Here is a 22,982-nt window from a genome sequence, read left to right as displayed (position 1 = left end):
CCCCGGCTTCGGCCTCCGCTGGCGACCCCGTCTCGGTCGCGGCGGAGGGTCGCCCGTCGAAACCGGTGCTCCCGCAACGCCGATCGCCCCGCAAGGCCGCGCTCGCCGAGAAGGCTCCGCCGCCCGCCTTGCCATCCGGGAGCCCGCCCGCGCCGCCGCCGTCAGCCGACGAGGCCGGAGCGTTCCTCGCGGCGATTCTGAGCGCCGCACCGGACGCCGCTTGCGCTGGCGACGTCTCTGACACGGGCGACCGCACCCCGCCCCCGGCCCCACTCACTCCCGCAGAGGACACGGAATGACCGGCGATGCCACCGGCACGCTCCACACCGACCACTGGCGTGGGATCGACGCCAACCGCTGGATGGTGGAGGACATCGAGACGACGCAAGGCGTACGGCACGCGTTCGTCTTCACCACCGATGGCTTCGTGACCGCCGTCTCCAGCAGCATGGACCGCGACGGCGCTGAGAAGCTCGCCGCCGCGTGCTCGGCCATGGCGTCGCTGGGCAGGGCGGTCGCCGCGGAACACGGTGCGGGTGGCATTCCCAGCCACGTGGTGTACGAGCTCAACGGCGCCAAGCTGATGTTCCGCGGCGCCGGCGAACGCACCTACCTGGGTGTGATCACCGAGGCCGTGATCGACCCGGCGCTCGTCGCCCACCAGATGACCACGACGGTACGCAAGATCGGCGAGAAGTCGTTGAGCTCCGCCGAGCGCCCGCACTGAGCCGTGGTCGACCCCACGGACTATCTCGGCCCGATTCGACCGTATGTGCTGACTGGTGGCCAGGCGCGCCCCAGCCGCAACACGGTCCGGCCGGAGACCCTGCTGGTGGCGAACGCGGACGCCAGCCTGCCGCCCTCGGCCACGCGTCAGCATCGGTCCCTGGTGCAGCTGTGCCGAGGAATGCTGTCGCTGGCCGAGGCCGCCGCCCATCTGAAGATTCCGGTGAGCGTCGCGGCGGTCATGGTCTCGGACCTGGTCGACACCGGCCATCTCGCCGTGCGCACGGTGGGGGCCGATCCGGATACCCCGAACCACGAGCTTCTCGAAAGGGTCCTGCATGGCCTCCGTAGTCTCTGATCACCGCGGGGCCGATCGTGACGAGGCGGACCGATACGTCTCGCCGACCGTGCGCCAATCGGTCAAGATTCTGGTCTCGGGCCCGTTCGGCGTCGGCAAGACCTCGTTGATCGACTCGGTGAGCGAGATCGTACCGCTGCGTACCGAGGAACAGATGACCCGGCAAAGCCTGGGGGTCGACTCGCTGATGGGCGTCGAGCGCAAGACGTCGACGACGGTCGCCCTGGACTTCGGTCGGATCACCCTCGGGGGCGACATCGTGCTGTATCTCTACGGCACTCCGGGGCAACGACGATTCTGGGACCACTGGGCCGGGCTGGCCGAGGGCGCGATCGGCGCCCTGGTCCTGGTCGACACGCGCAGGCTGGAGGAGAGCTTCGAGGTCTTCGACCAGATGGAACTGAGCGACACGCCCTTCGCCGTGGCGGTGAATGTGTTCCCCGATACGCCGGATATCCCGCTGGACCAGGTCGTCGTCGCGCTGGATCTGCCCACCGATACGCCGATGACGTCCTGCCGGGCCCTGGACAAGGAGTCCTCGATCCAGGCCCTGATCACTCTGGTCGAGCACGCGATGGGATCCGCCCGGCTGGCAGGGGCGCAGCGATGATTTCCACCCGCCATTCGCTGTCCGACTTCACGGGTCTGACTCCGCTGTCGGAGACCACCACCTGCGTCGACCCCCAGGCCGCCTACCGGGTGCTGCGGGAGCGGTGGGGGCAGGTCGCGCCGGTGGAGCTCGAACCCGGTGTACCGGCCTGGCTGGTCATGGGCTATCCCGAGATTCTTCACGTGGTGCGCAACGAGCGCCTGTTCGCCCGCAATCCCCTGCACTGGCGGCTGCTGTCTGACGGCGTCGTTCGCCAGGACTCCGGACTGGGCCCGATGATGTTCCCGCGGGACAACGCCTACTTCGCGGACGGAGTACGGCACCGCCGGCTGCGGGCCCCGCTCGACGAGGGCATCGCGGGCATTGACCAGCACGCCCTCGTGCGCTCGCTGCAGGCGACCTGCCGGGACCTGATCCGCGGGTTCGCGGAACGCGGCGAGGCCGACCTGGTCACCGAGTACGCATCGGTCATTCCCATGCTCGCGGTCTCCAGCCTGTTCGGAATCTCCACCGAGCACGGCCATCAGCTGCGGGCCGGCCTGATCGCCCTGTTCGGCAGCGGCGAGGACTCGCAGGAGGGCAACCGCACCTTCGAACGCATCCTGACCGAGGTCATGCAGTCGCACGCGGCCAGCCCGGCCAAGGACCTCACCACCGCCTTCCTGACGCACCCGAACCTGCACGACAGCGACGAGGTCGTGCAGTCCATCGTTCTGATGATCTCGGCCGGCTACGAGACGACGACCTCGTGGATCGCGCAGACCATCCGGCTGATGCTCACCGATCCTCGGTTCGCCGGGCGCCTGCACGGCGGCCGCCTGGGCGTGGACGACGCGCTCGACGAGGTGCTGTTCCGCGATCCCCCCATGGCCAACATGCCCGCCCGGTACGCGCTCGCCGACACCGAGCTCGCCGGGCAGCCCATCCGCGCGGGCGACGCCCTGATCCTCGGCCTGGGCGCGGCCAACGCCGACGCGCGCATGCACACCGACGACCCCTGGCTGGAGACCGGCAACCGTTCGCACCTGGCGTTCTCCGCCGGCCCGCACACCTGCCCGGCCCTGGATCCCAGCCGTCTGATCACCCGCACAGCCGTCACGACCGCCTTGACAGAACTGCACGACCTCACCCTGGCCATTCGTCCGGAGGAGATCGAGCTGTTGCCCTCGCCGTGGACCCGCTGCCCGGCGAGCCTTCCCGTGCGTTTCGTCGCATCCGACGTGCCCATCGTTGAGCAGGAGGTCTCGCATGGCTGACCCGACCACCGTCCCGCTGGTACCCCTGGACCCCTTCGGCGCCGATCACCACGGCGAACAGCGCCGGCTGCGGGAGGCAGGTCCGGTGGCGCAGGCTGAGCTGCCCGGCGGCATCCGGGTGTGGGTGGTCACCGACCACGCCCTGCTCGCCGAGCTGGTGGCGGACGAGCGGGTGAGCAAGAACTGGCGGAACTGGAGCGCCATCCAGGACGGGACGATCACCGACGACTGGCCGCTGGTCGGCATGATCAAGGTGACCAACATGGTGACCAGCGACGCCGCCGCGCACTCCCGCCTGCGGCGGCCGGTGACCCGGGTGTTCACGCGCGGCCGGGTGGAACAGCTCCGTCCGCGTATCAACCAGATCGTCGCCGAGCTGCTGACCGAGCTCCCCGCCCAGGCCGGCCCCGACGGGTCGGTGGATCTGCGGTCGCAGTACGCCTACCCGGTGCCGATGCAGGTGATCTGCGAGCTGTTGGGCGTCCCGCGGGAGTGGCGCTCCGAGCTGCGCCGGCTTGTCGACAGCATCTTCCGCACGGACACCAGCAGCGAGGAGGCGGTGGCCACCGAGCGGCAGCGCCTGGCCCTGCTCGCCGAGCTGGTGCGGCTGCGTCGCGACGAGCCCGGGGAGGACCTCACCAGCGCGTTGATCACGCTGCGCGAGGAGGACGAGGCGGCGCTGAGCACCGAGGAGCTCATTGACACCATCTGGCTGCTGCTCACCGCCGGTCACGAGACCACGCTGAGCCTCATCACCAACGGCGTACGCGCCCTGCTCACACATCCCGATCAGAAGGCCATCGCCGTCGCCGGTGACGCCACGACCTGGTCCGGTGTGGTCGAGGAGGTGTTGCGCTGGGACGCGCCGATCGGGAATTTCCCCGCCCGCTATCCGCTCGAGGATGTCACGATCGCGGGCGTCACGATCGCGAAGGGCGACGCGATTCTCGCCGCGTACAGCGGTGTCGGGCGGGACCCCCGCCAGTACGGCCCCGACGCCGACCGGTTCGACGTCACCCGCTCCCCCCAACGGCATCTGTCCTTCGGCGGCGGGCCGCACGTGTGCCTGGGAGCCCACCTGGCGCGCCTGGAGGCGGGTATCGCCCTGCCCGCCCTGTTCGCCCGGTACCCGGACCTGCGCCTGGCGGCCGACCCCGCGACCCTGCCGCCGGTTCCGTCGTTCTTCTCCAACAGTGCCGCCGTGCTGCCGGTCCAGCTCGGCCAGGCCGCCGCGACCCCGCCCTCCGCTATCTGAGCGGGGCTCGGGCTCCGAGCGATACTCGGAAGATCGCGTCCTGGACCGGCGCCAGACCAACATCCGCCGCCCGGCCCAGGACGCGACCCCACGGACCCGTTCGTGCAGGCGCCGCGCGGCGACGACAAAGAGCTCGAAACCGCGTGTGTCCTGACCCGCCGGCCACTCACTTCACCCGGCGGGGTGTCCGCGGATCGCCACGGCCGGGGTGCCGGGCGCAGCCCCGGCCCACGGCCCGACGCGTCGGGCCCACTGCGCGCCGCTACCCAGGTCGGCGGCCGTCGCCGGGCGGGCTGGAGCTCGATCGCCGAGGCCGGGGTGTTCCTGGACTCGTCGGGCGGTTTGCTGTGGACGGTCGCTTGGACGACGACTTGTTGACGGTTCCGCGGACGGCTGTGATGCTTGATCCGGCTCGGTCGTCGAGATGGCGGTGGAGCGCTGGGATGTGAGTCACCGGTCCTGCGTCATGGGATCTGCGTCGTCGCTTATGCGTCATCGCTTAATGGCCGGTGGTTGACACCACATCGTTGCGCCGCCCGACCGGTGTCGAGCCATGTCCAAATGGCTCTTTGCGGAAGGTCGGCAGGCGATGAACATCGCTTTCGTGGGTGACGTCCACGGTTGTGTGCTGCATGTGTTGGGTGCGGCGGTACTTCTCCAAGAACGTCGCGGAATCCGGCTCGACGCCGTGATCCAGGTCGGGGATCTGGGCGCCTATTCGTCGGCGGAACGGCTCGACGAGTCCAGCCGCCGTTTCGGGCGGGACCATCCCGCCCAGGGCGACTTCCTCCGACTGCTGGATCCGTCGCCGTCGTTCGCCGAAGGCGTGCGCCTCGCGCTCGAACGGATCCCCTCGGTGCTGTTCGTCAGCGGCAACCACGAGGACCACGACTGGTTGGCCTCGCTGCACGAGGCCGCGGCGGGCGCCGCGGTCGTGCCGGTGGACCCGCTTGCCGCCTACCACCATGTGGCCTGCGGGAACGTGGTGACGGTCGCCGGAGCGCGGGTGGCGTTCCTCGGGCTGATCGAGTCCGCCGGGGAGGTGGATCTGGACGACGGCGCCTGCACCCGGCTGATGGACGCTCGCTCAGGCAGCGTGGACGTCCTGGTCACCCACGACGGCCCGCACGGGATGTCACGCGACCGGCGCGGGAGCGTGCAGGGCTCGCCGAAGCTTTCCCGGCTCATCGAGCACCTGCAGCCGCGGCTGCATGTCGGCGGCCATTATCACCACGCCAACGGCCCGCGCCGCTACGGCCGGACGACCTCCTACGCGCTCGACCAGCTGGTGCGGCCCAAGGCCACCCGGTGGGATCCGGAACCGATCAACCCCGAACAACGGGTGACGGCCGGCAGCATTGGTCTGTTCGACACCGAGACCGGCGACTTCGCCTACATCCGCGACGAGTGGCTGGCCGAGGTGAAGGGAGACGCGCTCGACCTCGCAGACCTCGTCGCCGCCGGCACCCGCTGATCGACCTTCGCCGTCGGTACGACGGCTCCGACCGGCCTGGCCTTCGGGGCGTCCTCGCCGCGGGCCACCCGACCGTGGTGTCGGCAGGAGCCAGCGCCAGGGCCTGCGCGAGTGGACCGGCAGCGCGATGTTGACAGCGGGACCAGCCCGGATTGAAACGAGTTCTCGTCTTGCGCGATCTCCGCGACGAAGGAGAGCTCCGTGAGCACGCCGATTCCCGACGCGCGTGTCCCCGACGTGTTCTCCCCCGCCCGGCTCGGCCGCCGGCGCCGGATTGACAAGAAGGCGCGTGAGCAAGACCTGCTCCATCAGGCTCGGTGGAGGCCCACTCGGGGTCTGACCTTGCCGTCGCCACCGGCGTCACGCCTACGCTCGGCCCGCTGGCCGCGAGCTACGTGCTCCCCATAGCCATCGCCGGCCTTTTGCCGCCCGGTTCGTCGCACCTGTTACCCGCCACGTTCCGCGCCGCCGGCAACGGACCGTCCGCCGCAAAAGCGGACGGTCTACCAGTCTCGATCTTGATCATCGTTGCAGGTCATGACGCCGACGCGACCAGGCCGGCCGAGCTCCGTTGCCATACGAGGCCCGTACCCTGTGGCAACGTCCGTGAGCACAGGCCTCGTGACCTCCCACCCGGAAAGCGGAGGTCAACTCCACCGTTCTCGCAGGTCAACAGGAGTCCGAGACAGGCCGTCACCGAGATCGTGTGACGCCGTTGCCACACTCGTTGCCATATAACGATCAACCGGTGATCGACAAATCCTGCTATTTCCGCAGGTCAAAAGGGTGGGCAGGGGCGGGGTCGAACCGCCGACCTTCCGCTTTTCAGGCCGAACTGACCGTATTTCCAGCGTCCGTGCCCGTGTGTTTTCGTCCGTGGAGCGCCGCCGAAGTACCCACTTGATCGCCAACGTTGCTACACCCGCTGCTACACCTCCGGCCAACGGGCCGCAGATCAAAGCATGGCGACGAACTCCTCGACCGACAGCCCCATGTCACGAATGATCCGACGCAGTGTCCCGACCGGGAGGTCGCGGCCCGGATGAACTGGTACGACTGTGAAGCGACCCTCGGCGTTCCTCATCATGTGGTGACTGCCCTTGATGCGGATCACCTCGAAGCCGAGCTTCTCGAGGACCTTGACGACCTCCCCGCCGGGCAGGACGGGAAGTGGTGGCATCAGGCGACGTCCTGCACGATCGTCAGGACCGGTGGAACGCCGAACTCCTCGATGACCAGACTGACGGCCTCGTAAAGATCCGCAACAGCGTCCTCGGGGGTGTCACCGAGCCCGTGCGCACCACCGCTGGGGAACGACGCATGGGCCGCCCAGGTGCCGTCCTCGGTCTGCTCCAGCTCGTACGGGATCTGGACCATCCGCTTCATGCCGCCGACTGTACGCCGCCAGCCCGCATGGTTCGGGGCCTCCGCGTGCTCCACCGGGCGGCCGTGGCGGACACGTCGACGTTCCCCCAACCATGGAGTCCGTCATGATGATGATCAGGATATCCGCGACAAGTCGTCCACCACCGACCTCACCCAGCATCCCCACCAGCGGATTGCCTGGATTGTCCGGTCGAACGGATCCTGCTCGGTTCCGACTGGCCGCATGCCGAGGGCGTCACCCAGCCCAGGCAGTTCCTCGACGACCTGGCCGCCGGACGCGGTCACCGCGAGCTGCCGGTTGCGCACCCGGTCCTCATACGACGCCATGAACCATGGGATGACCGAGAGCGACCGGCGCCGAAGCCGGATCGATCCACATTCCTGGATGGCCGGCCGGATTGAGCACGTGAAGTGCCCCTTTGCCAGCGACACGCGTCCCGCACGGTGTCCCGACCGGCAACCCTCACGATCAGCGCCGATCCGACAGGCCGGGTGAACCGGTCAATCCTCAAACACGCCGAAGCCCTGCTGGTCCCTCCCTGTCAGACTCGTGTGAGACACCCCAGCGGGTGCAGGTTGGCTACGGAGCGGTTGTGGGGCTTGCGGTTGCGATAGAGCAGTGAGCGCCGCACGGTGAGGTCGGCGGGCGGCAGCGAGCAGGCGACCCAGGTTTCGTCGAGCGCCACCTGGGTCGCGAAGCGCTCGTCGTGGGCGCTGGAGTCGACGAGGAACTCCAGGCGCACGAGGTCGTCGGATCCGAATTCGTCGGTCAGCGGACCGACCAGGTGGTGGTCTCCCCCCGCAGGTCCGCCGTGGTCCTTTCGCGAACAGTAGTCGCACCCTACGACACACACCGCCCCTGGTTTTCGGCCCTCGAGCGGCGGTGACTGCGTGGATGCGGCCGGCCCGCGGAAGCTCGGCTCAGGCTCCGATGCCCTGCACCGGTGCCTCGTCGTCATCTGGGTGCGGTGGTGAGACAGATCCGCGGCGTATCAGTTCGGTGGGCAGGGTGAGGACCATCTCGTCGTCGGTGGCCTCGCGGCCGTCGATGACGTCGAAGAGTAGATTCGCGGCCTGGAACCCCATCTCCCGCGCCGGCTGGCGGACGGTCGTGAGCCCCGGGGAGAGGAGCCCGGCGACGGTGATGTCGTCGAACCCGGCCACGCTGACATCCTCCGGAATGCGCAAGCCGGCCTCGCGGCAGTAGCGGTAGACGCCCATCGCCATGAGGTCGTTGACGCACAGTAGCGCCGTTGGACGGTCGGCGCCGGACTCCGCGAGCAGTTGGGCGGCCGCACGGGTGCCAGACTCCTCACGGTGGTCGCCGACGAAGTGGGGGACGTCCTTCGGCGGGATCCTGAAGCCGGCCAACGCCTCGCGGTAGCCGGCCAGGCGCTGCTCGGAGGTCCACAGCGCCTCCGGCCCGCCGACGATGGCGATCCGGCGGTGGCCCTGTGAGAGGACGTGCTCGGCGATCTGCCGTGCGCCGCTGCGACTGTCGGCGACCACACTGGGGACGTCGAACCCCCGGATGCGCTCGTCGACCATCACCACCGGGCCGGCCTCCGCGAGTGCCAGCGCCAAGTTCAGTGTCATGCCATCGCCGCCCGGCAGGTAGACCAGTCCGTCCAGCGACTGGCTCCGCAGCAGCCGCACGTAGTACTCGGTGGTCCGGTCAATCGCCTCGGGTGCGCAGAGGACCACCAACGCGTCCCGGCTCGCCGCGGCCGACTCGACCCCCTCGGCGACCAGTGCGAAGAACTGGTTGCTGAGGTCGGGAACGATCAGGCCGATGGTTGCCGCGCTCTTGGTGCGGAGCCTGCGTGCCGACTCGTTCGGGGTGTAGCCCAACACGCGCACCGCGTCCAGCACCCGTGCTCGTCGTGCCTTGCCCACCGGGCCACTGTCGTTCAGGACGTAACTGACCGTGCTCAGCGAGACGTTGGCATGCTGCGCGACGTCCTTCATCGTTGGTCGTCGAGGAGGCGAGCTCATATTCACATTGACCTCATCGCTACCGGACCTGTCACCGCTGATGTTCCGACTCACCCAGGCTAGCGGAGCACACACGTCGATCGGGGACATTGAGGACGGGTGGGCCGCGCGGTGCGGTCGATCGCTCCAGCAGCCGGGCCTGCGCTCAGGAGCTCACATCGATGACGACACCGGCGCGGAGCCAGGGGACGCGTCGTGGGGCACGCCGCCGTTGCTCGTCGGCCCGATGGGCAGGTGAAGACGGTCGCTGAGGGGCCTGGGGAATCGGCGCCGCTCCCGACCCTGCGGATGGGTCTCCTCCCGCGCGTCCCACCCGGTCACGATGGTCGGTACGATCTCGAAGTTACGCCGGCCAGCCCACTGCCCGAACTCGACGTAGGCCTCGAGATGCGGATGGCCGACGTAGAAGTACTTCTCGAGCACCAGCTGCGGGATCCTCTCCACAAGCTCGCTCTCGGCCACGGGCCTGACCTCTCCCTGGATCCTCAGCCCGTGGAGCGAGCGGTAGTCATCGCCCTCGTCCACGACGGCCGAGAAGGCGCGACCAGCTTCAAAGTTGTCGCGGTGCGGCGTCGCGTCGTCGACGATGAAGAGCCGCTCGCCGATTGTCACGAACCACACTGGCGTCAGGTGGATGGAGCCGTCGGCGTTGAGCGAGGCGACCCGCATGGTCCGGGCCCGCGCGAGGAACGCCCACTGCTTGGCAGGTCCGAAGCCTGTGGACCGAATCCGGTCGAGTGTCATTCTGCGCCGCCACCCGTCCCTCGGGAGGCGACCAGCTGGGCGCCGTACTCGCGTGCGCTCAGGCCGACGGGCGCAGAGGGGCCGCTCGTCCACAGCATCGTGGTCCGACGTCCGGTCGGCACCCAGCGGTACTGGTATCCGGCAGGCAGGAAGAGGTGCTCGCCGGGCCCGGCCTCGAGAATCACTAGGCGCCCGTCGGCGTCGCTGGCCTCGACGCGGATGACGCCCTCGGTGCAGTACTGTGATTCATCGAACGTCGACGCGAACCACTCGTACGGCTCGGCGTCGGGCTCGATCGTGCAGACACCCTGCCGGAAGTAGCGCGCGTCGTCGCGCTCGCGGCTGATGAAGATCGCGCTCTCAATTCCCGAGCTGTACTTCAGCACCGGGAGGCTGTCGATCTCGGCCTGATCGATGACCCGTGGATAGCGTCGGGAGCCCGGCGCGAACGGGTCGTAGCCGTCATCTCCTCTGGACATCGCTGCTCAGCTCACGTCTCCGAACAGCGACTTCACCTCGAGGAACTCGCGCATGCCGTGCGCTCCGGCCTCCCGGCCGTTGCCCGACTTCTTGTATCCGCCGAACGGAGCGGCCGGACTCGCCGAGGCGCCGTTGATGTGCACCATCCCGGTCCGCATCCGGCGCGCGATCTTGCGGGCGCGCTCGTGATCTGCCGAGGAGACCATGCCAGCGAGGCCGTAGTCGCTGTCGTTGGCGATGGCCACGGCCTCGTCCTCGTCCTCGTAGCCGATGATGGTCAACACCGGCCCGAAGATCTCCTCCCGCGCGATCTGCATCTTGTTCGTGGCGTCGGCGAAGATGGTCGGCTTGGCGTAGTAGCCCGTCTCAAGCCCCTCCGGGCGACCGAGGCCGCCGGTGACCAGAGTGGCACCCTCGTCGATGCCCGACTTGATCAGCGACTGAACCTTGTCGAACTGTGCCTGGGAGACCAGCGGGCCGAGATTGGTCGCCTCGTCCTCGGGCGGCCCGACCACTAGGTCGTCGACGTAGCGCTTCGCGATCGCCGCAGCCTCCTCCATGCGGTCGCGCGGCACGAGGATCCGGGTGCCGGCGTTGCAGGACTGACCGGAGTTGACGTACATCTTCGCGACGTCGCGCAGCAGCACGGTCTCGAGGTCGGCGTCGTCGAGGACGATGTTGGCCGACTTTCCGCCCATCTCCTGCGCGACTCGCTTGAAGGTGTCGGCGGCGCGCCGTGCGATGTCGGCGCCGGCGCGGTTGGAGCCGGTGAACGAGATGATGTCGATGTCGGGGTGCTCGGCCAGCGCCGCGCCGACGACAGGCCCCTCGCCCTGGACCATGTTGAAGACACCGGCGGGGACGCCCGCCTCCTCCAGGACCGAGGCGAAGACCACCGAGCTCAGCGGGGCGACCTCCGAGGGCTTGAGAATGACCGTGCAGCCGACCGCGAGCGCCGGTGCGACCTTGAGCGCAGTCTGGTTGAGCGGCCAGTTCCACGGAGTGATCAGGCCAGCGACGCCGATCGGCTCGTAGCGCAGGGTGGTGCGGTCGAGGGTCTCCTCGAACGCGAAATCCTTCAACGCCGCCAGGGTCGCCTTGAAGTGGCCCAGCCCAGCGGGTGCCTGACGTGCCCGAGCCACCGAGATCGGCGCGCCCATCTCCAGGGTCACCGCGGCGGCGATCTCCTCGATTCGCTGCTCGTAGCGGGCAATGATGCTCTCCAGCAGCGCGATCCGCTCCCCGACACTGGTCTGGGAGAAGCTCTCGAAGGCCCGCCGAGCCGCCGCGACAGCGGCGTCGACGTCCGCAGCGGTGCCGAGCCCGATGGAGGTGACGGCGTCCTCGGTCGCGGGATTGACCACCTCGAGCAGCGTGGTGCCGCCCGGGTCGACCCACTGGCCGTCGATGAACAGGTGCTGGGCGTGCTCGATCACCACGGGAGGGAGGGCGATTGCAGTGGTGTCTGGCTGCATGGGGAGGACTCCGTTCCAGGCTGATGTTCGGGAGGTAGAAACGTATCACGAACGACGCTGCTCGGCAGAACCGCCTTGGAACGACGGACATTCAGACCGAGATCGCAAACGAGGCGACCAGATGTAGAAAGGATTATGCTACACTGGTTCGGCCACACTCTCAGGGAGGACATGCAAATTGCAGACGATCAGGTGCAGCCGCGAGGTCCAAGAGGCGCTCGCCAACGATCGACCCGTGGTTGCACTGGAGTCGGCGGTCTTCCCCGCCTACCCAGGGCCGGCCGGTTGGGAGCTGGTGCGGCAGTCCGAGGACCTGGTCCGTCGTCGCGGTGCGGTCCCGGCGACGCTCGGCATCGCCGGCGGTGAGATCCTCGTCGGCCTGGAGGACGTAGACCACAAGGAGTTCTCCGAGGCCGGCGAACGGGCGCGGAAGGTCGGCGCGCGCGACCTGGCTGCGTGCCTGGTCGACGGCGGCTTCGGCATGACCACGATTGGAGCCACGCTGGCCATCGCCAAGGTGGTCGGCATCCGGTTCGCCGCGGCCAGCGGGCTCGGCGGCGTACATCGCGGGTACGCCGAGCGGCCGGACGTCTCCGCCGACCTCAGCGAGCTGGCGTCGGCCCCTGTGCTGGTGGTGACCAGCGGGGTGAAGTCGTTCCTCGACGTCGAGGCCACCGCGGAGGTCCTCGAGAGCCTGGCAGTCCCGACGCTCGGGTGGCACACCGACACACTCCCGCTGTACTTCACAGGTCACGGGGGGCCGCGGATCTCGGCGCGCGTGGACGAGGTTTCGGAGGTGGCCCGCATCGCGTGGCACCACTGGCACACACTGGGGCGCAACGGTGGGGTGCTGTTGGGTCAGCCTCCCCGCAACGAGCTCGCCGACGTCCAGGACCTCATCACCCAAAGCGTGCGACACGCCGAGGCGGAAGGAGTGACCGGCCCGGCGATCACAGCGTTCGTTCTCGGCGAGCTGAACCGGGCGAGCGGGGGCCGGACCAAGGAGGCCACCAAGCAGTTGATCCTGGGCACCGCCGACCTCGCGGGCCAGGTCGCCAGCGCGTACGCGCAGCTCGCTTCCCGGACTCCCCGATGACCGGCCGGCCCGGGGCGAGGAGGCGAGCGTGACCGGTATGAAGAGAGCCTCGGAGAAGAACCTGCTGCTGTTCACCGGCCGCGGGCATCCCACGCTAGCGCAGGAGGTCGCGCAGTACCTGGGCACCACCATCGTGCCGACATCGGCCTACGAGTTCGCGAACTCCGAGCTCTACGTGCGCTACGAGGAGTCGGTGCGAGGGTGCGACGCGTTCGTCTTCCAGTCTCACGCGGCGCCGATCAACGACTGGATCATGGAGCAGCTGATCATGATCGACGCGTTGAAGCGCGCGAGCGCCAAGCGCATCACGGCAGTGATGCCCTACTACGGATACAGCCGCCAGGACAAGAAGCACCGCGGCCGCGAGCCGATCTCCGCCCGGTTGATCGCCTCGATGTTCAAGGCGGCGGGCGCTGACCGGATCATCACCGTCGATCTGCATGCCGACCAGCTCCAGGGCTTCTTCGACGGGCCTATGGATCATCTCCTCGCCATGCCGGTGCTGGCTGACTACGTCAAGGACCACTATGACTCAACTGCGCTGACCATGGTCTCGCCGGATGCCGGCCGGATCAAGGTGGCGGAGCGGTGGGCGGCGCGGCTGGGGGATGCGCCGCTGGCCTTCATCCACAAGACCCGGCGTACCGACAGACCGAACGAGGTGGTCGCCAACCGTGTGGTCGGCGATGTCCGGGATCGGGTGTGCGTCCTGACCGACGACATCATCGACACCGGTGGCACCATCGTGAAGGCGGCTGAGGCGCTGGCCGAGGATGGGGCCGCAGCTGTGGTCATCGCCGCCACGCACGCCGTTCTATCCGACCCGGCGGTGGACCGGCTGAAGAATTGTCCCGCGACCGAGGTGATCGTCACGAACACGCTGCCCTCGGCGCTCGAGATCTCGATGGACAAGCTCACGGTCCTGACGATCGCCCCGCTCCTCGGCGAAGCGGTCCGTGCCGTCTTCGAGGACGGATCCGTCACGTCGCTGTTCGACGGCTCGCGCTGAGCGACCCGTCGCCGCCCGTTGGGTGTCACTCTTGTGCGGGAGAGGGACGGGTCTCGGCTCTGCGAGAAGGGAAGGATCTGAGGTGGAGGCAAACCAGGAGGGCGGCGCGGTGATCCGTGCCGCACAGGCTCGCGACGAAGCCGAATGGCGCCGCCTCTGGGAGGGCTACAACCGCTTCTACGAGGTGGATATCCCCACGGAGACCACCGCGATGACCTGGCAGCGAATCCTGGACCCGCAGGGTGAGCTGCTGGGCAGGATGGCGGTCAGGGGGTCCGAGGCCGTCGGCTTCAGCGTGAGCGTCACCCACGCCACGAGCTGGGCGACAAGCCGGGCCTGCTATCTGGAGGATCTCTTCGTCGATCCCGGGTCGCGCGGCACCGGCATCGGGCGGAGCCTGATCGTCGATCTGCTCGACCTGACCGCTCGGAGCGGATGGTCCTCCCTGTACTGGCACACCCGGTCGGACAACCCGGCGCGCCGGCTGTACGACGAGTTCGTCCCTGCCGACGACTTCGTGCGCTATCGCGTGCACGTCCCGCTCGCCCCACCGGCCGCCAAGGCGATCGGGCCGAAGACGCGGCCATGCATCTCCTGACAGTGTTCGCCCATCCGATCCGCGAGAGTTACACCGGCGCGGTGATGGACAGTTTCCACGAGCCGTTCCGGGAGTCCGGTCACACAATCGATCTGGTCGACCTGCACGGCGAGGGCTTCGATCCGCGTTTCACCGAGGCCGACCACGCGCACTTCTGGGGCGCGCAGGTGCCCCCCGACGTCGCCGAGATGCAGCTCCGGGTCGAGGCGGCCGATCGTCTCGCCCTGATCTTCCCCGTGTACTGGTGGTCGATGCCGGCGCTGATGAAGGGCTGGATCGACCGGGTCTTCACCGGCGGCTGGGCTCATCGCCGCCAGGACGAGGCCGGCAGCGTCCTGCCAGCGGTGCCCACCTTGCTGCTGGCCGTTGCCGGCTCCACCCAGCGCCGCTACGACAACCGCGGCTATCACGGCGCCATGCGGACCCAAATCGAGATGGGCATCTTCAACTACTGCGGCCTCGTCGACGTCGAGAGCCTCTTCATCTACGACGTCGAAGGAGACGGCAACCAGACCCAGCGCGCAGCGGGGCTTCAGCTCGCCCGGCGTGCCGGGCTCGCCTTCGCGGCCGGGCGAGCCGCGACCACCTCCGCTACCGCGGACTGACCGGCGAAGGTCGATGGCGGGGCTGAGCAGGAGCGGCAGACTAGAATCCGTTCAACTCTGCGCCCTGCGAGCACGTCGAGCCGCGGCGACATCGGTCCTTGCACGGGGCGTTCCCGGTTGCCGTCGATAGGGTTCCGGTCGACAGGCGACCTGGAATCCCTTCTGCCGAGCGGACTTCACGCATCCTCTACGACCACGAACAAGGCTGCGATCGCGCTGCGCACTCGCCCGGCCGCGTCGACGTAACATAACACGCCGTTTACACGTTGCGGCGCTGCGCGTAACCCAGCCGGTGTGTACTGCGCTTCACCCGATAGTGAAAACGTTTCTACTCCTGAGCGGTTCTCCAGGAGGGAGGTTCGAGAGTGACAAGGTTCGACTTCCACAACATCATCACCGACACCGACAGCTACAAGAACTCCCACTACCCGATGTACCCGTCCGGTACTGAGTACGTCTCGGCCTACATCGAGGCTCGAGGTGTCGAGATGCCGGTCAGCATGTTCGTCGGGCCTCAGGCCTTCATCCGTACCTGACCGAGCCGCTGACGCTGGAGCACATCAACGAGGCCGAGGCGATCGCGCGCGAGCAGGGCATGCACTTCAACCGGGACATCTGGCTCGGCGTGCTGCGCGACCACGACGGACCTCACTCGCGACTCAGCTGCGCGCCGTGGATGCCGAGGCCGTCAGACCCTGGCGGTCATTGCAGCCCAAGAACCAGATGGTCGCGATCGCCCCCCGGGAACGACCATCTTCGACTTGTTTCTCCGCTTGAGACCTGGGCTTAGCCCTCGAAATTCTTCCAAGACTGTGTGTCGATCCCCGCAATAGCGACAGCAGGCTTTATCGCTCAACTGAATGCCGAGACGAGAGGATTCATCGAATGCACATATATCTGTCCGAATCCACCTTTAAGGAACAGGTCTCCACAGACGTCTTCCTGCAAGATGTGTTCTTCTCCTTGGCTACTCTTGCGCTGCTCGCCGGCATTCTCGGAATCGGATTGATCGACAGTGGCCTGGCCCGCAGAAAGAACCATCTCGACCAATGGGTCACCAAGATCACAGCGGCACTGGTTTCGGGTATGGCGTTCATGGTCATCGGCTACGCGATCTGGATCTGGCAGTACTACCAGATCGTGCCGGGCGGTAGCTCGTTTCGGCACGCGGTGAGGGACTGGTGGCTGGGTGGAACGTTCGTCACCCACTTCGCCGACGAGATCAATCCGACCCGGCAGGACAGCGTCGACGTCTACCAAGTGTTCCTGCTGTTCTTCGTGACCTACGTGGCGTTCGCCGTTGCCCTGCTGCATGGGGCCGGGACTGAACGCATCAAGTCATCGGCGATGTACGTGATCGGCGCGGTGAGCGGCGGCTTGGTGATTCCGTTCATCTTGTACTTGACGTGGGGTTCAACGAGCCCACTGACCAACCACGGTTTGCACGACTACAGCGGTCTGTTCGGTCTCTACATCTGGGCGGGCTGCACCGCCCTCGTCCTTGCTTGGCGCCTGGGACCGCGCCTGGGCAGCAAGTGGCGTCCGGACTCGCGGACGAGCGGTCCCAAGGCGTCGGACATGCCGTCAGTGGCCAAGGGCATCCTCGTGCTGCTCGTCTGCATCCCGTTCATCGTGCTGGGCTGTGGCTACATGGTGTCGGGCAAGGGGTACTACGGCATCTCGATGACCCACAGCGGGATCGGCCTTGCGTTCATCAACATCATCTGCGGCATGGGCGGCGGCCTGATCGGGGGAATGATCATTTCCTACCGGCAACGGAATTCCTTCTGGATCCTCGCCGGACCCATCGTCGGCTACATCTCGGGCACGGCACTCTTCGACGTGACCAAGCCTTGGATCATGCTGCTGGTCGCACTGCCCGCACCGTTCATCGGTCTGGGCACTTCCCGGTTGCTCGATCGCATCGGAATCGACGAGTCGAAGGTGATCCCTTTGACGCTCGGTACCGGAATCTACGCCGCCCTCATCCCCGGCATCGTTGCCTCAGGCACCAAGACCGGCGGATTCTTCGGTATCACCACCGGCAAGTACGCCTTCCAGCACGCCCACATCACCTTCCTCTGGCAGTTGATCGGTGTGCTCGTCACCGTTGGCATCTCACTCGTTGCAGCGCTGATCCTGTGCTTTATTCTCGAGCGGACGACCGGACTCCGAGTTTCGGAAGAGGCTGAGCTCGTCGGCCTTGACCGCTTCTACTGGAAATGGAGCGCGTTGGACCGATTCAAGGACGACGGAGTCGCGGAGGTGGGGCCGCCAGTGGGGACCCCCTTGGCGGCCGAGAACGGCGCATCGAAGTTGCTGCTCGGCGAGCCCGGCCCACGGTAAAGCGGGACTGCGACAACTTACTGATCGTTCAAATAGCGTTACCAGGAGTACTGATGAGCCAGTTCGATTTCAACAACATCATCACCAACACCGACAGCTACAAGAACTGTCACTACGCCCTCTACCCGCAGGGCACCGAGTACGTGTCCAGCTACATCGAGGCGCGCGGCGGTGAGATTCCCGCGGGAATGTTCGTGGGCCTGCAGGCATTCCTCCGCGAGTACCTGACCAAGCCGGTCACCCTCGAGCACATCAACGAGGCCGAGCTGATCGCCCGCGAACAAGGGATGCACTTCAACCGAGACATCTGGATGGGCATCCTACGAGACCACGACGGATACCTTCCCGTGGAGATCGAAGCTGTCTCGGAGGGCACCGTTCTGCCGATCCGCAACGTGCTCGTGCAGCTGGTGAACACCGACCCCAAGTACCACTGGGTGACCACGTTCATCGAGACGGCACTGATTCGGGCCATCTGGTATCCGATGACCGTCGGCACGATCGCCTGGCGCGCCAAGCAGCAGATCAGAGATGTCGCAGAGGCCACCTCCGACTCTGAGGGGCTGATCCGGAGGGTCCTCCACGACTACGGCGCTCGTGGCGTCAGCTCGCTGGAGTCCGCAGCGCTCGGCGGTCTCGCGAGTCTCGTGTCGTTCAGCCAGTCAGACACGATCGCCGGCATCGTGGCGGCCAAGCGGTACTACAACGCCGCCTACACGTCGAGCTCTGGGCCCAACACGGAGCATGCCGTTCTGTCGTCCTGGGGCCGAGAAAACGAGGCCGACGCCATCCGAAATATGCTGGAAACCTACCGACACGTCGGGGTCGCAATCGTTCTGACAGACACTTACGACCACGAGAATGCAGTCAAGAACATCATCGGCGGAGAGCTCAAGGAGATAGTCCAGAACTTCCCAGGACTTGTCGGTATCCGACCCGACTCGGGCGACCCCGTTCAAGTCACGGCCGACACGGCAGAGTGGCTGATGGAGTCCTTCGGGTACACCGTCAACTCCAAGGGCTTCAAGGTCCTTCCGAGCTTCGTCAAGGTCGTTCAGGGCGATGGCGTCACCAGGCATTCGTTCCCGCGAATCCTCATGGAACTCGAGCGGCGTGGACTGGCGATCGACAACGCTGTGTATGGAATGGGTGGCGGCCTGCTCCAGCAGGTGAACAGGGACACGATGGCGTTCGGAATGAAGGTGAACGCCATCTGTGTCAACGGAGAGTGGCGCGACGTGTCCAAGGCGCCTTCCGGCGACGGTGTCAAGCACTCGAAAGCCGGCCGCCTCGCACTGGTGACGGATGGCGAGGACTTCAAGACGGTACGGCGCGAGTCCGTAGCGCCGGAGGAAAATCTTCTTCAGCCAGTCTTCCGCAACGGAAAACTGCTGAAGATGTGGGAGTTCGACGAGCTGATTGCAAACAGCGAGAAGGAAGTGCCCGAGTCGTATTACCTCGACGCGGTCGCCGAGATCAGGGCTGCCCGCGAGGTGGATTCCGTGACCAATGGCGAGGTGAACTCCGCCGCGAGTGGAGTGAACGCATAGCCGACCAGCCCTTCCCAACGGGAGACCATTTTCAGTTCGCGCACAGGAGGAGTGTAATGATTAGCTACAATCTGGATTCGCAAATTGCGTCGATCCCAAGTGTCGTCGGCAAGACGATCGCAGACGTCAACGTACCGAGACTGGACCCTGACCGCCCGGTGAGCTTCGTTGGCGTGGGCACTTCCCTCCACGCGGCTCGCATTGCATCGGACTGGGTTACGACATTGAGCAACGGCGCCGTGCGAAGCCGTGCCGTGGATGCTCATGACTATGGGACGTGGTCGACGATTCTGCCGAATGAGCAGACCATCGTCATTAGTCACCGTGGAACCAAGACATTCCCGCACGCTTCGCTCGCCCGAGCGCGGGGTGCAGGCGCAGCGACCCTGGCAGTAGTCGGGGAGGCGGCTCCCGAGCAGGCAGCCGACACCACGGTCCGCGCATGCCCGGACGAGACCGCCGGCACTTTCACCGTGTCGTATCTCACGTCGTTGGCGATTCTGGCAAAGCTCGCTGCTTCCCTTGACTCAACCACTCAGGGCCAGTTCGCCAGCGCACTCGTTGACTTGCCCGCAGCCCTCGAGAAGACCTTGAGCATGGGAGATCCCGCAGCCGTAGCGGCCCGCATCTCGAATCTTGAGGCGCTGCTCATTGTCGGGTTCGGGCTCGACTTCGCCACCGCGCAGGAGGCCGCCCTGAAGATTAAGGAGGGCGCTTGGATGTGGACCGAAGGCATGTCTCCGGAGTTCGCTCTGCACGGCACGCCCGCGAGCTATCACCGCGGGATCGCCGGGATCCTCATCGATCCTGCCCACGACGACCGCGGGCGGATGAGCAGGCTCGGCCAAGTTCTGGACGATTTGGGCATGATCACCATCAGAGTGATGCGGGACAGCGACGCGAGTGGACTCGGCTTCGTCACCCCACATCCACTTCTTCAGCCGATGTCGAGCATTCTCCCACTGCAGCGCCTCACAGCTGAGCTTGCGAGGAAGCGTGGCACCGATCCGGACACGATGCATGGCGGGCGCGAACCCTGGCGCAGTGTCATGACCGGCATCCGCCTGTGATAGCGGAGGTGCCGGCGTGAAGAGTGCACTCACTGTCGCCGTAGTTCAGTCTGCCGGAGTGCCCTTCGATGCCAACGCCTCGCTCGAGAGGGCGCGGCGACTTGCGGTCCAGGCAGCCGACGATGGATCGAGGTTCACACTCTTCCCTGAGGCCTTCCTGGGCGGATACCCGCGGGAAATGACCTTTGGTGCCACAGTCGGTCGCCGAAGCGCGGAGGGTCGCGAGTGGTACCGCAGGTACCACCAGGCAGCCATCGAGCTGGACGGCCCTCAAGTCGCCGAATTGGAACGCATCTCGCGCGACACCGACATGACGTTGGCCATCGGAGTGATTGAACGTTCGGGAGGGACCCTCTACTGCACCGCTCTCGTCATCGATCCAGGCGACGGGTTGATCGGCTGGCGACGGAAGCTACTTCCCACGGCGGCCGAGCGTGTCGTGTGGGGCCAGGGCGACCTGTCGCGTCCCCCAGTCGTGCCGACGCGACACGGCCAGGTCGGAGTTGCGATCTGCTGGGAGAACTACATGCCCTTGCTGCGCACTTACATGTACAGCCAGGGAGTGCGTATCTGGTGCGCCCCAACGGCAGACGACCGAGACGGTTGGGAAGCCACGATGAGACACATCGCGCTGGAAGGGCGCTGCTTCGTCTTGAGCTCCAACCAGTTCAGCAGGAGAAGCGACTATCCGGAGGACTATCCGCTCGACGTGCCACCAGGCGAGATCCTCTCCACCGGGGGCAGCATGATCGTGGATCCGTTCGGCCAGGTTCTTGCCGGTCCTGAACGCTCCGGTGAAGCGGTGCTCACCGCAACGCTGGATCTGGACGAGATCCCTCGTAGCCAGCTCGACTTCGATGTGGTCGGCCACTACTCGCGAGGCGATCTCTTCACGTTGAGCGTGTCAACAGAGTCCTACGATCCCGTCGTGGCTGGCGTGCACCCGCTGGACGAAGCTGCGCCCAAAACCAGCCCTGGAGTCCCCACAAGAAGGGGCTTTGCCGCCAGCGACCTGGATCCCTGCACGCGTATCGACTAGCCGTCAGCCACACGAGGAAAGCGCGGCGGGAAGTCAAGATTCGGAGGATCGCATGACCAGGGCTCGACGCTCGGTGGCAGGCGGACGGTCGAAGCGCCGACCAGCTGTTACCGAAGATCAGGAGCTTCTCGACTCCGACCACAACAATGGTGCCTGGATCCACACCGATCCCTGGCGCGTTCTGCGTATTCAGGCAGAGTTCGTCGACGGGTTCGGAGCTTTGGCAGAGCTCGGTCCAGCCATCTCGGTCTTCGGGTCGGCTCGCACAGATCCAGACGACCCGTACTTTCAACTCGGCCAGAGCGTGGCGACGGGTTTGGTGAACGCGGGATTCGCCGTCATCACTGGTGGCGGTCCCGGCATCATGGAAGCTGCCAACAAGGGCGCATTCAAAGCCGGCGGCGTGAGCGTGGGACTTGACGTCGAGCTGCCGCAGGAGACAGGTCTCAACGACTTCGTGAATCTAGGCATCAACTTCCGATACTTCTTTGTCCGAAAGACGATGTTCGTGAAGTACTCCCAGGGCTTCGTGGTTCTGCCCGGCGGGTATGGAACGCTCGACGAGCTGTTTGAGGCCCTCACGCTGGTTCAGACGGGAAAGGTCTCCGCTTCTCCTGTCGTTCTGATGGGTGTCGCCTATTGGGCTGGATTGTTCGACTGGCTACACGAGCGCGTGGCGGCGGACGGGAACATCGCCCTTACCGACGTCAATCTCATGACCCTGACCGACGACGTCGGCGTCGCTGTCCAGATCATGGCCGACGCTCAGTCTGCCTCCTCCCTGTGAACGAATGAGAAGGCCCACCATGCATGGCGATCCCCTCCAAGCAGTGATCTTTGACTTTGATGGGGTCTTGATGGACACCGAGACGACTCTGCTTCAGAGCTGGGCCTCCGAGTGGGCAGCATGGGGCCTCGAAATAGACCCGGACAGCTTCTTCGCGAACCACGGCGGCGACATCACGGAGGAACGCTTCACCAAGCTCGCAAACGCGGTCGGACCCCGATTCAACGCGGAAATCAGCAACAAGCGGCGTCTGACCCTGCGCAAGACACTCAACGCCGATCTGGGACTGAACGCTGGCATTCGTGAATGGCTGGCCGAAGCTTCGGACCTGGGCCTCAGGCTCGCCGTTGCCTCGTCGTCACCCAGGGCGTGGCTTGTCGAGCATCTCGGCAGAGTGGATGTCTTGGACAAATTCGAGGTGCTCGCATGCGGCGACGAGGTCGACCTGCCGAAACCAAGCCGGACGATCTATCAGCTCTGCCTCCGTCGCCTGGGGATTTCCGCCGCTGCTGCGATAGCGATCGAAGACACCCCCCATGGCGTGAGATCCGCTCAGGCCGCTGGGCTGCGCTGCATTGCAATTCCAAATCCATACGTTGACGTGAGCAGCGTCGCCCATGCTGATCTGGTCATGCGATCCGCAGTGGATCGTCCCCTTACGCGCGCTCTCGAGCTGGTCCCCGGGTTTACCAGCAACTCACACGAAGGCATGAGCTCCGACTACCGAGGCGAGCTCGCTGGTTGACGCGCTGATACCGGCGTGATTACCAGGCACGGACCGACAGGCTCCTTCGTCACGAGTACGCGCCCTGCCCCGCCCTGGGAATCGGTTTAGCGGCCACCGATCCTGACTGCCTCCTCCGCGAACCAGCGCAGAAACACTGCACCACAGGTCAGTTCGCCATGACTGTCTGGCAATGCGCGCCCAAGTTCAAGACTCATCAAGGCCGCGAGCTCGTTTCGGCGCGCGATGACGAGTCGATAGGCGTCGTACAGGATCGAGGAACGCACGCGTGCGCGCGTCGTCGCCCACGTGTCACTGACCGAGATGGCGTTCTCCAACGCTGCCACGGCGTCCAACGACTCTCCCTTTCACTGGAAACCATTGGCTATTCACGGCCTC

General features: G+C 66.3%; 26 protein-coding genes and 1 tRNA gene. 17 read left to right on the top strand and 10 right to left on the bottom strand.

The window, feature by feature from the left end:
* Window positions 1-295: 295 nt before the first annotated feature.
* The 6 genes from C1A33_RS21385 (at window position 296) to C1A33_RS21360 (ending at window position 5,679) form a co-directional block, all read left to right on the top strand.
* Window positions 296-727, top strand: coding sequence for a roadblock/LC7 domain-containing protein (locus tag C1A33_RS21385; protein WP_101833189.1), 432 nt, complete (start codon window positions 296-298; stop codon window positions 725-727).
* Window positions 728-730: 3 nt separating this feature from the next.
* A complete protein-coding gene (locus C1A33_RS21380) occupies window positions 731-1,084 on the top strand; it encodes a DUF742 domain-containing protein (RefSeq protein WP_101833188.1) in 354 nt (117 codons plus the stop codon).
* Window positions 1,065-1,694 (top strand): GTP-binding protein, encoded by a 630-nt coding sequence (locus C1A33_RS21375; protein WP_101833187.1) that lies wholly within the window; start codon window positions 1,065-1,067, stop codon window positions 1,692-1,694. The genes C1A33_RS21380 and C1A33_RS21375 overlap by 20 nt, the downstream gene beginning before the upstream one ends.
* A complete protein-coding gene (locus tag C1A33_RS21370; protein ID WP_101833186.1) occupies window positions 1,691-2,950 on the top strand; it encodes a cytochrome P450 in 1,260 nt (419 codons plus the stop codon). The genes C1A33_RS21375 and C1A33_RS21370 overlap by 4 nt, the downstream gene beginning before the upstream one ends.
* The gene (locus tag C1A33_RS21365; RefSeq protein ID WP_101833185.1) at window positions 2,943-4,205 is read left to right on the top strand and encodes a cytochrome P450 family protein; all 1,263 of its coding nucleotides are present in this window, start codon (window positions 2,943-2,945) and stop codon (window positions 4,203-4,205) included. The genes C1A33_RS21370 and C1A33_RS21365 overlap by 8 nt, the downstream gene beginning before the upstream one ends.
* Window positions 4,206-4,794: 589 nt before the next feature.
* The gene (locus C1A33_RS21360) at window positions 4,795-5,679 is read left to right on the top strand and encodes a metallophosphoesterase family protein (RefSeq protein ID WP_101833184.1); all 885 of its coding nucleotides are present in this window, start codon (window positions 4,795-4,797) and stop codon (window positions 5,677-5,679) included.
* Between the two features lie 787 nt (window positions 5,680-6,466).
* On the opposite strand, the gene C1A33_RS35125 is transcribed toward C1A33_RS21360, so the two are convergent.
* The 9 genes from C1A33_RS35125 to C1A33_RS21320 form a co-directional block, all read right to left on the bottom strand.
* Window positions 6,467-6,541, bottom strand: a tRNA-Ser gene (locus C1A33_RS35125).
* A 93-nt stretch (window positions 6,542-6,634) separates the two neighbouring features.
* Window positions 6,635-6,859 carry a type II toxin-antitoxin system HicA family toxin gene (locus tag C1A33_RS21355; protein WP_101833183.1) on the bottom strand — a complete coding sequence of 75 codons (225 nt, stop codon included), beginning with the start codon at window positions 6,857-6,859 and terminating at the stop codon, window positions 6,635-6,637.
* Complete coding sequence (locus C1A33_RS21350) at window positions 6,859-7,065, bottom strand: type II toxin-antitoxin system HicB family antitoxin (RefSeq protein ID WP_041938635.1); 207 nt, start codon at window positions 7,063-7,065, stop codon at window positions 6,859-6,861. Before C1A33_RS21350 ends, C1A33_RS21355 begins: the two co-directional genes overlap by 1 nt.
* 114 nt (window positions 7,066-7,179) lie before the next feature.
* The gene (locus C1A33_RS21345; protein ID WP_101833182.1) at window positions 7,180-7,392 is read right to left on the bottom strand and encodes a hypothetical protein; all 213 of its coding nucleotides are present in this window, start codon (window positions 7,390-7,392) and stop codon (window positions 7,180-7,182) included.
* A gap of 215 nt (window positions 7,393-7,607) precedes the next feature.
* A complete protein-coding gene (locus C1A33_RS21340; protein WP_101833181.1) occupies window positions 7,608-7,919 on the bottom strand; it encodes a hypothetical protein in 312 nt (103 codons plus the stop codon).
* Window positions 7,920-7,986: 67 nt separating this feature from the next.
* Window positions 7,987-9,033, bottom strand: a complete 1,047-nt coding sequence (locus C1A33_RS21335; protein ID WP_101833180.1) for a LacI family DNA-binding transcriptional regulator — start codon at window positions 9,031-9,033, stop codon at window positions 7,987-7,989.
* A 180-nt stretch (window positions 9,034-9,213) separates the two neighbouring features.
* A complete protein-coding gene (locus tag C1A33_RS21330; RefSeq protein WP_101833179.1) occupies window positions 9,214-9,804 on the bottom strand; it encodes a pyridoxamine 5'-phosphate oxidase family protein in 591 nt (196 codons plus the stop codon).
* Window positions 9,801-10,283: a cupin domain-containing protein gene (locus C1A33_RS21325; protein ID WP_207770420.1), complete on the bottom strand. Its 483-nt coding sequence runs from the start codon at window positions 10,281-10,283 to the stop codon at window positions 9,801-9,803. Before C1A33_RS21325 ends, C1A33_RS21330 begins: the two co-directional genes overlap by 4 nt.
* Before the next feature lie 6 nt (window positions 10,284-10,289).
* The gene (locus C1A33_RS21320; protein WP_207770419.1) at window positions 10,290-11,759 is read right to left on the bottom strand and encodes an aldehyde dehydrogenase family protein; all 1,470 of its coding nucleotides are present in this window, start codon (window positions 11,757-11,759) and stop codon (window positions 10,290-10,292) included.
* Between the two features lie 178 nt (window positions 11,760-11,937).
* Here C1A33_RS21320 and C1A33_RS21315 point away from each other — a divergent pair, with 178 nt between their 5' ends.
* The 11 genes from C1A33_RS21315 (at window position 11,938) to C1A33_RS21270 (ending at window position 22,604) form a co-directional block, all read left to right on the top strand.
* Window positions 11,938-12,855: a pseudouridine-5'-phosphate glycosidase gene (locus C1A33_RS21315; protein ID WP_101833178.1), complete on the top strand. Its 918-nt coding sequence runs from the start codon at window positions 11,938-11,940 to the stop codon at window positions 12,853-12,855.
* A 37-nt stretch (window positions 12,856-12,892) separates the two neighbouring features.
* Window positions 12,893-13,864, top strand: coding sequence for a ribose-phosphate diphosphokinase (locus C1A33_RS21310; protein WP_101833177.1), 972 nt, complete (start codon window positions 12,893-12,895; stop codon window positions 13,862-13,864).
* An 82-nt stretch (window positions 13,865-13,946) separates the two neighbouring features.
* The gene (locus C1A33_RS21305; RefSeq protein WP_207770418.1) at window positions 13,947-14,462 is read left to right on the top strand and encodes a GNAT family N-acetyltransferase; all 516 of its coding nucleotides are present in this window, start codon (window positions 13,947-13,949) and stop codon (window positions 14,460-14,462) included.
* The gene (locus C1A33_RS21300; protein WP_101833176.1) at window positions 14,450-15,067 is read left to right on the top strand and encodes an NAD(P)H-dependent oxidoreductase; all 618 of its coding nucleotides are present in this window, start codon (window positions 14,450-14,452) and stop codon (window positions 15,065-15,067) included. Before C1A33_RS21305 ends, C1A33_RS21300 begins: the two co-directional genes overlap by 13 nt.
* A gap of 365 nt (window positions 15,068-15,432) precedes the next feature.
* Complete coding sequence (locus C1A33_RS35890; protein WP_207770417.1) at window positions 15,433-15,603, top strand: nicotinamide phosphoribosyltransferase domain-containing protein; 171 nt, start codon at window positions 15,433-15,435, stop codon at window positions 15,601-15,603.
* Between the two features lie 349 nt (window positions 15,604-15,952).
* The gene (locus C1A33_RS21295) at window positions 15,953-17,413 is read left to right on the top strand and encodes an ammonium transporter family protein (protein ID WP_101833175.1); all 1,461 of its coding nucleotides are present in this window, start codon (window positions 15,953-15,955) and stop codon (window positions 17,411-17,413) included.
* A 53-nt stretch (window positions 17,414-17,466) separates the two neighbouring features.
* Complete coding sequence (locus C1A33_RS21290) at window positions 17,467-18,963, top strand: nicotinate phosphoribosyltransferase (protein ID WP_101833174.1); 1,497 nt, start codon at window positions 17,467-17,469, stop codon at window positions 18,961-18,963.
* Window positions 18,964-19,019: 56 nt separating this feature from the next.
* Entirely contained in the window at window positions 19,020-20,033 is a 1,014-nt protein-coding gene (locus tag C1A33_RS34295; protein WP_133150767.1) for an SIS domain-containing protein, read from the top strand.
* 16 nt (window positions 20,034-20,049) lie between these two features.
* Window positions 20,050-21,072 carry a carbon-nitrogen hydrolase family protein gene (locus C1A33_RS21280; RefSeq protein WP_101833172.1) on the top strand — a complete coding sequence of 341 codons (1,023 nt, stop codon included), beginning with the start codon at window positions 20,050-20,052 and terminating at the stop codon, window positions 21,070-21,072.
* Between the two features lie 52 nt (window positions 21,073-21,124).
* Complete coding sequence (locus tag C1A33_RS21275) at window positions 21,125-21,859, top strand: LOG family protein (protein WP_101833171.1); 735 nt, start codon at window positions 21,125-21,127, stop codon at window positions 21,857-21,859.
* 19 nt (window positions 21,860-21,878) lie between these two features.
* On the top strand, window positions 21,879-22,604 hold the full coding sequence (locus C1A33_RS21270; protein ID WP_207770416.1) for an HAD family hydrolase: 726 nt from the start codon (window positions 21,879-21,881) through the stop codon (window positions 22,602-22,604).
* Window positions 22,605-22,690: 86 nt separating this feature from the next.
* On the opposite strand, the gene C1A33_RS21265 is transcribed toward C1A33_RS21270, so the two are convergent.
* Window positions 22,691-22,930, bottom strand: a complete 240-nt coding sequence (locus tag C1A33_RS21265) for an aldehyde dehydrogenase family protein (protein WP_243407791.1) — start codon at window positions 22,928-22,930, stop codon at window positions 22,691-22,693.
* Window positions 22,931-22,982 lie beyond the last annotated feature (52 nt).

The organism is Frankia canadensis (assembly GCF_900197875.1).
GTDB lineage: Bacteria > Actinomycetota > Actinomycetes > Frankiales > Frankiaceae > Frankia > Frankia canadensis.
Note: the sequence above shows the minus strand (reverse complement) of the source record. Positions and strands in the feature narration are given on the sequence as shown.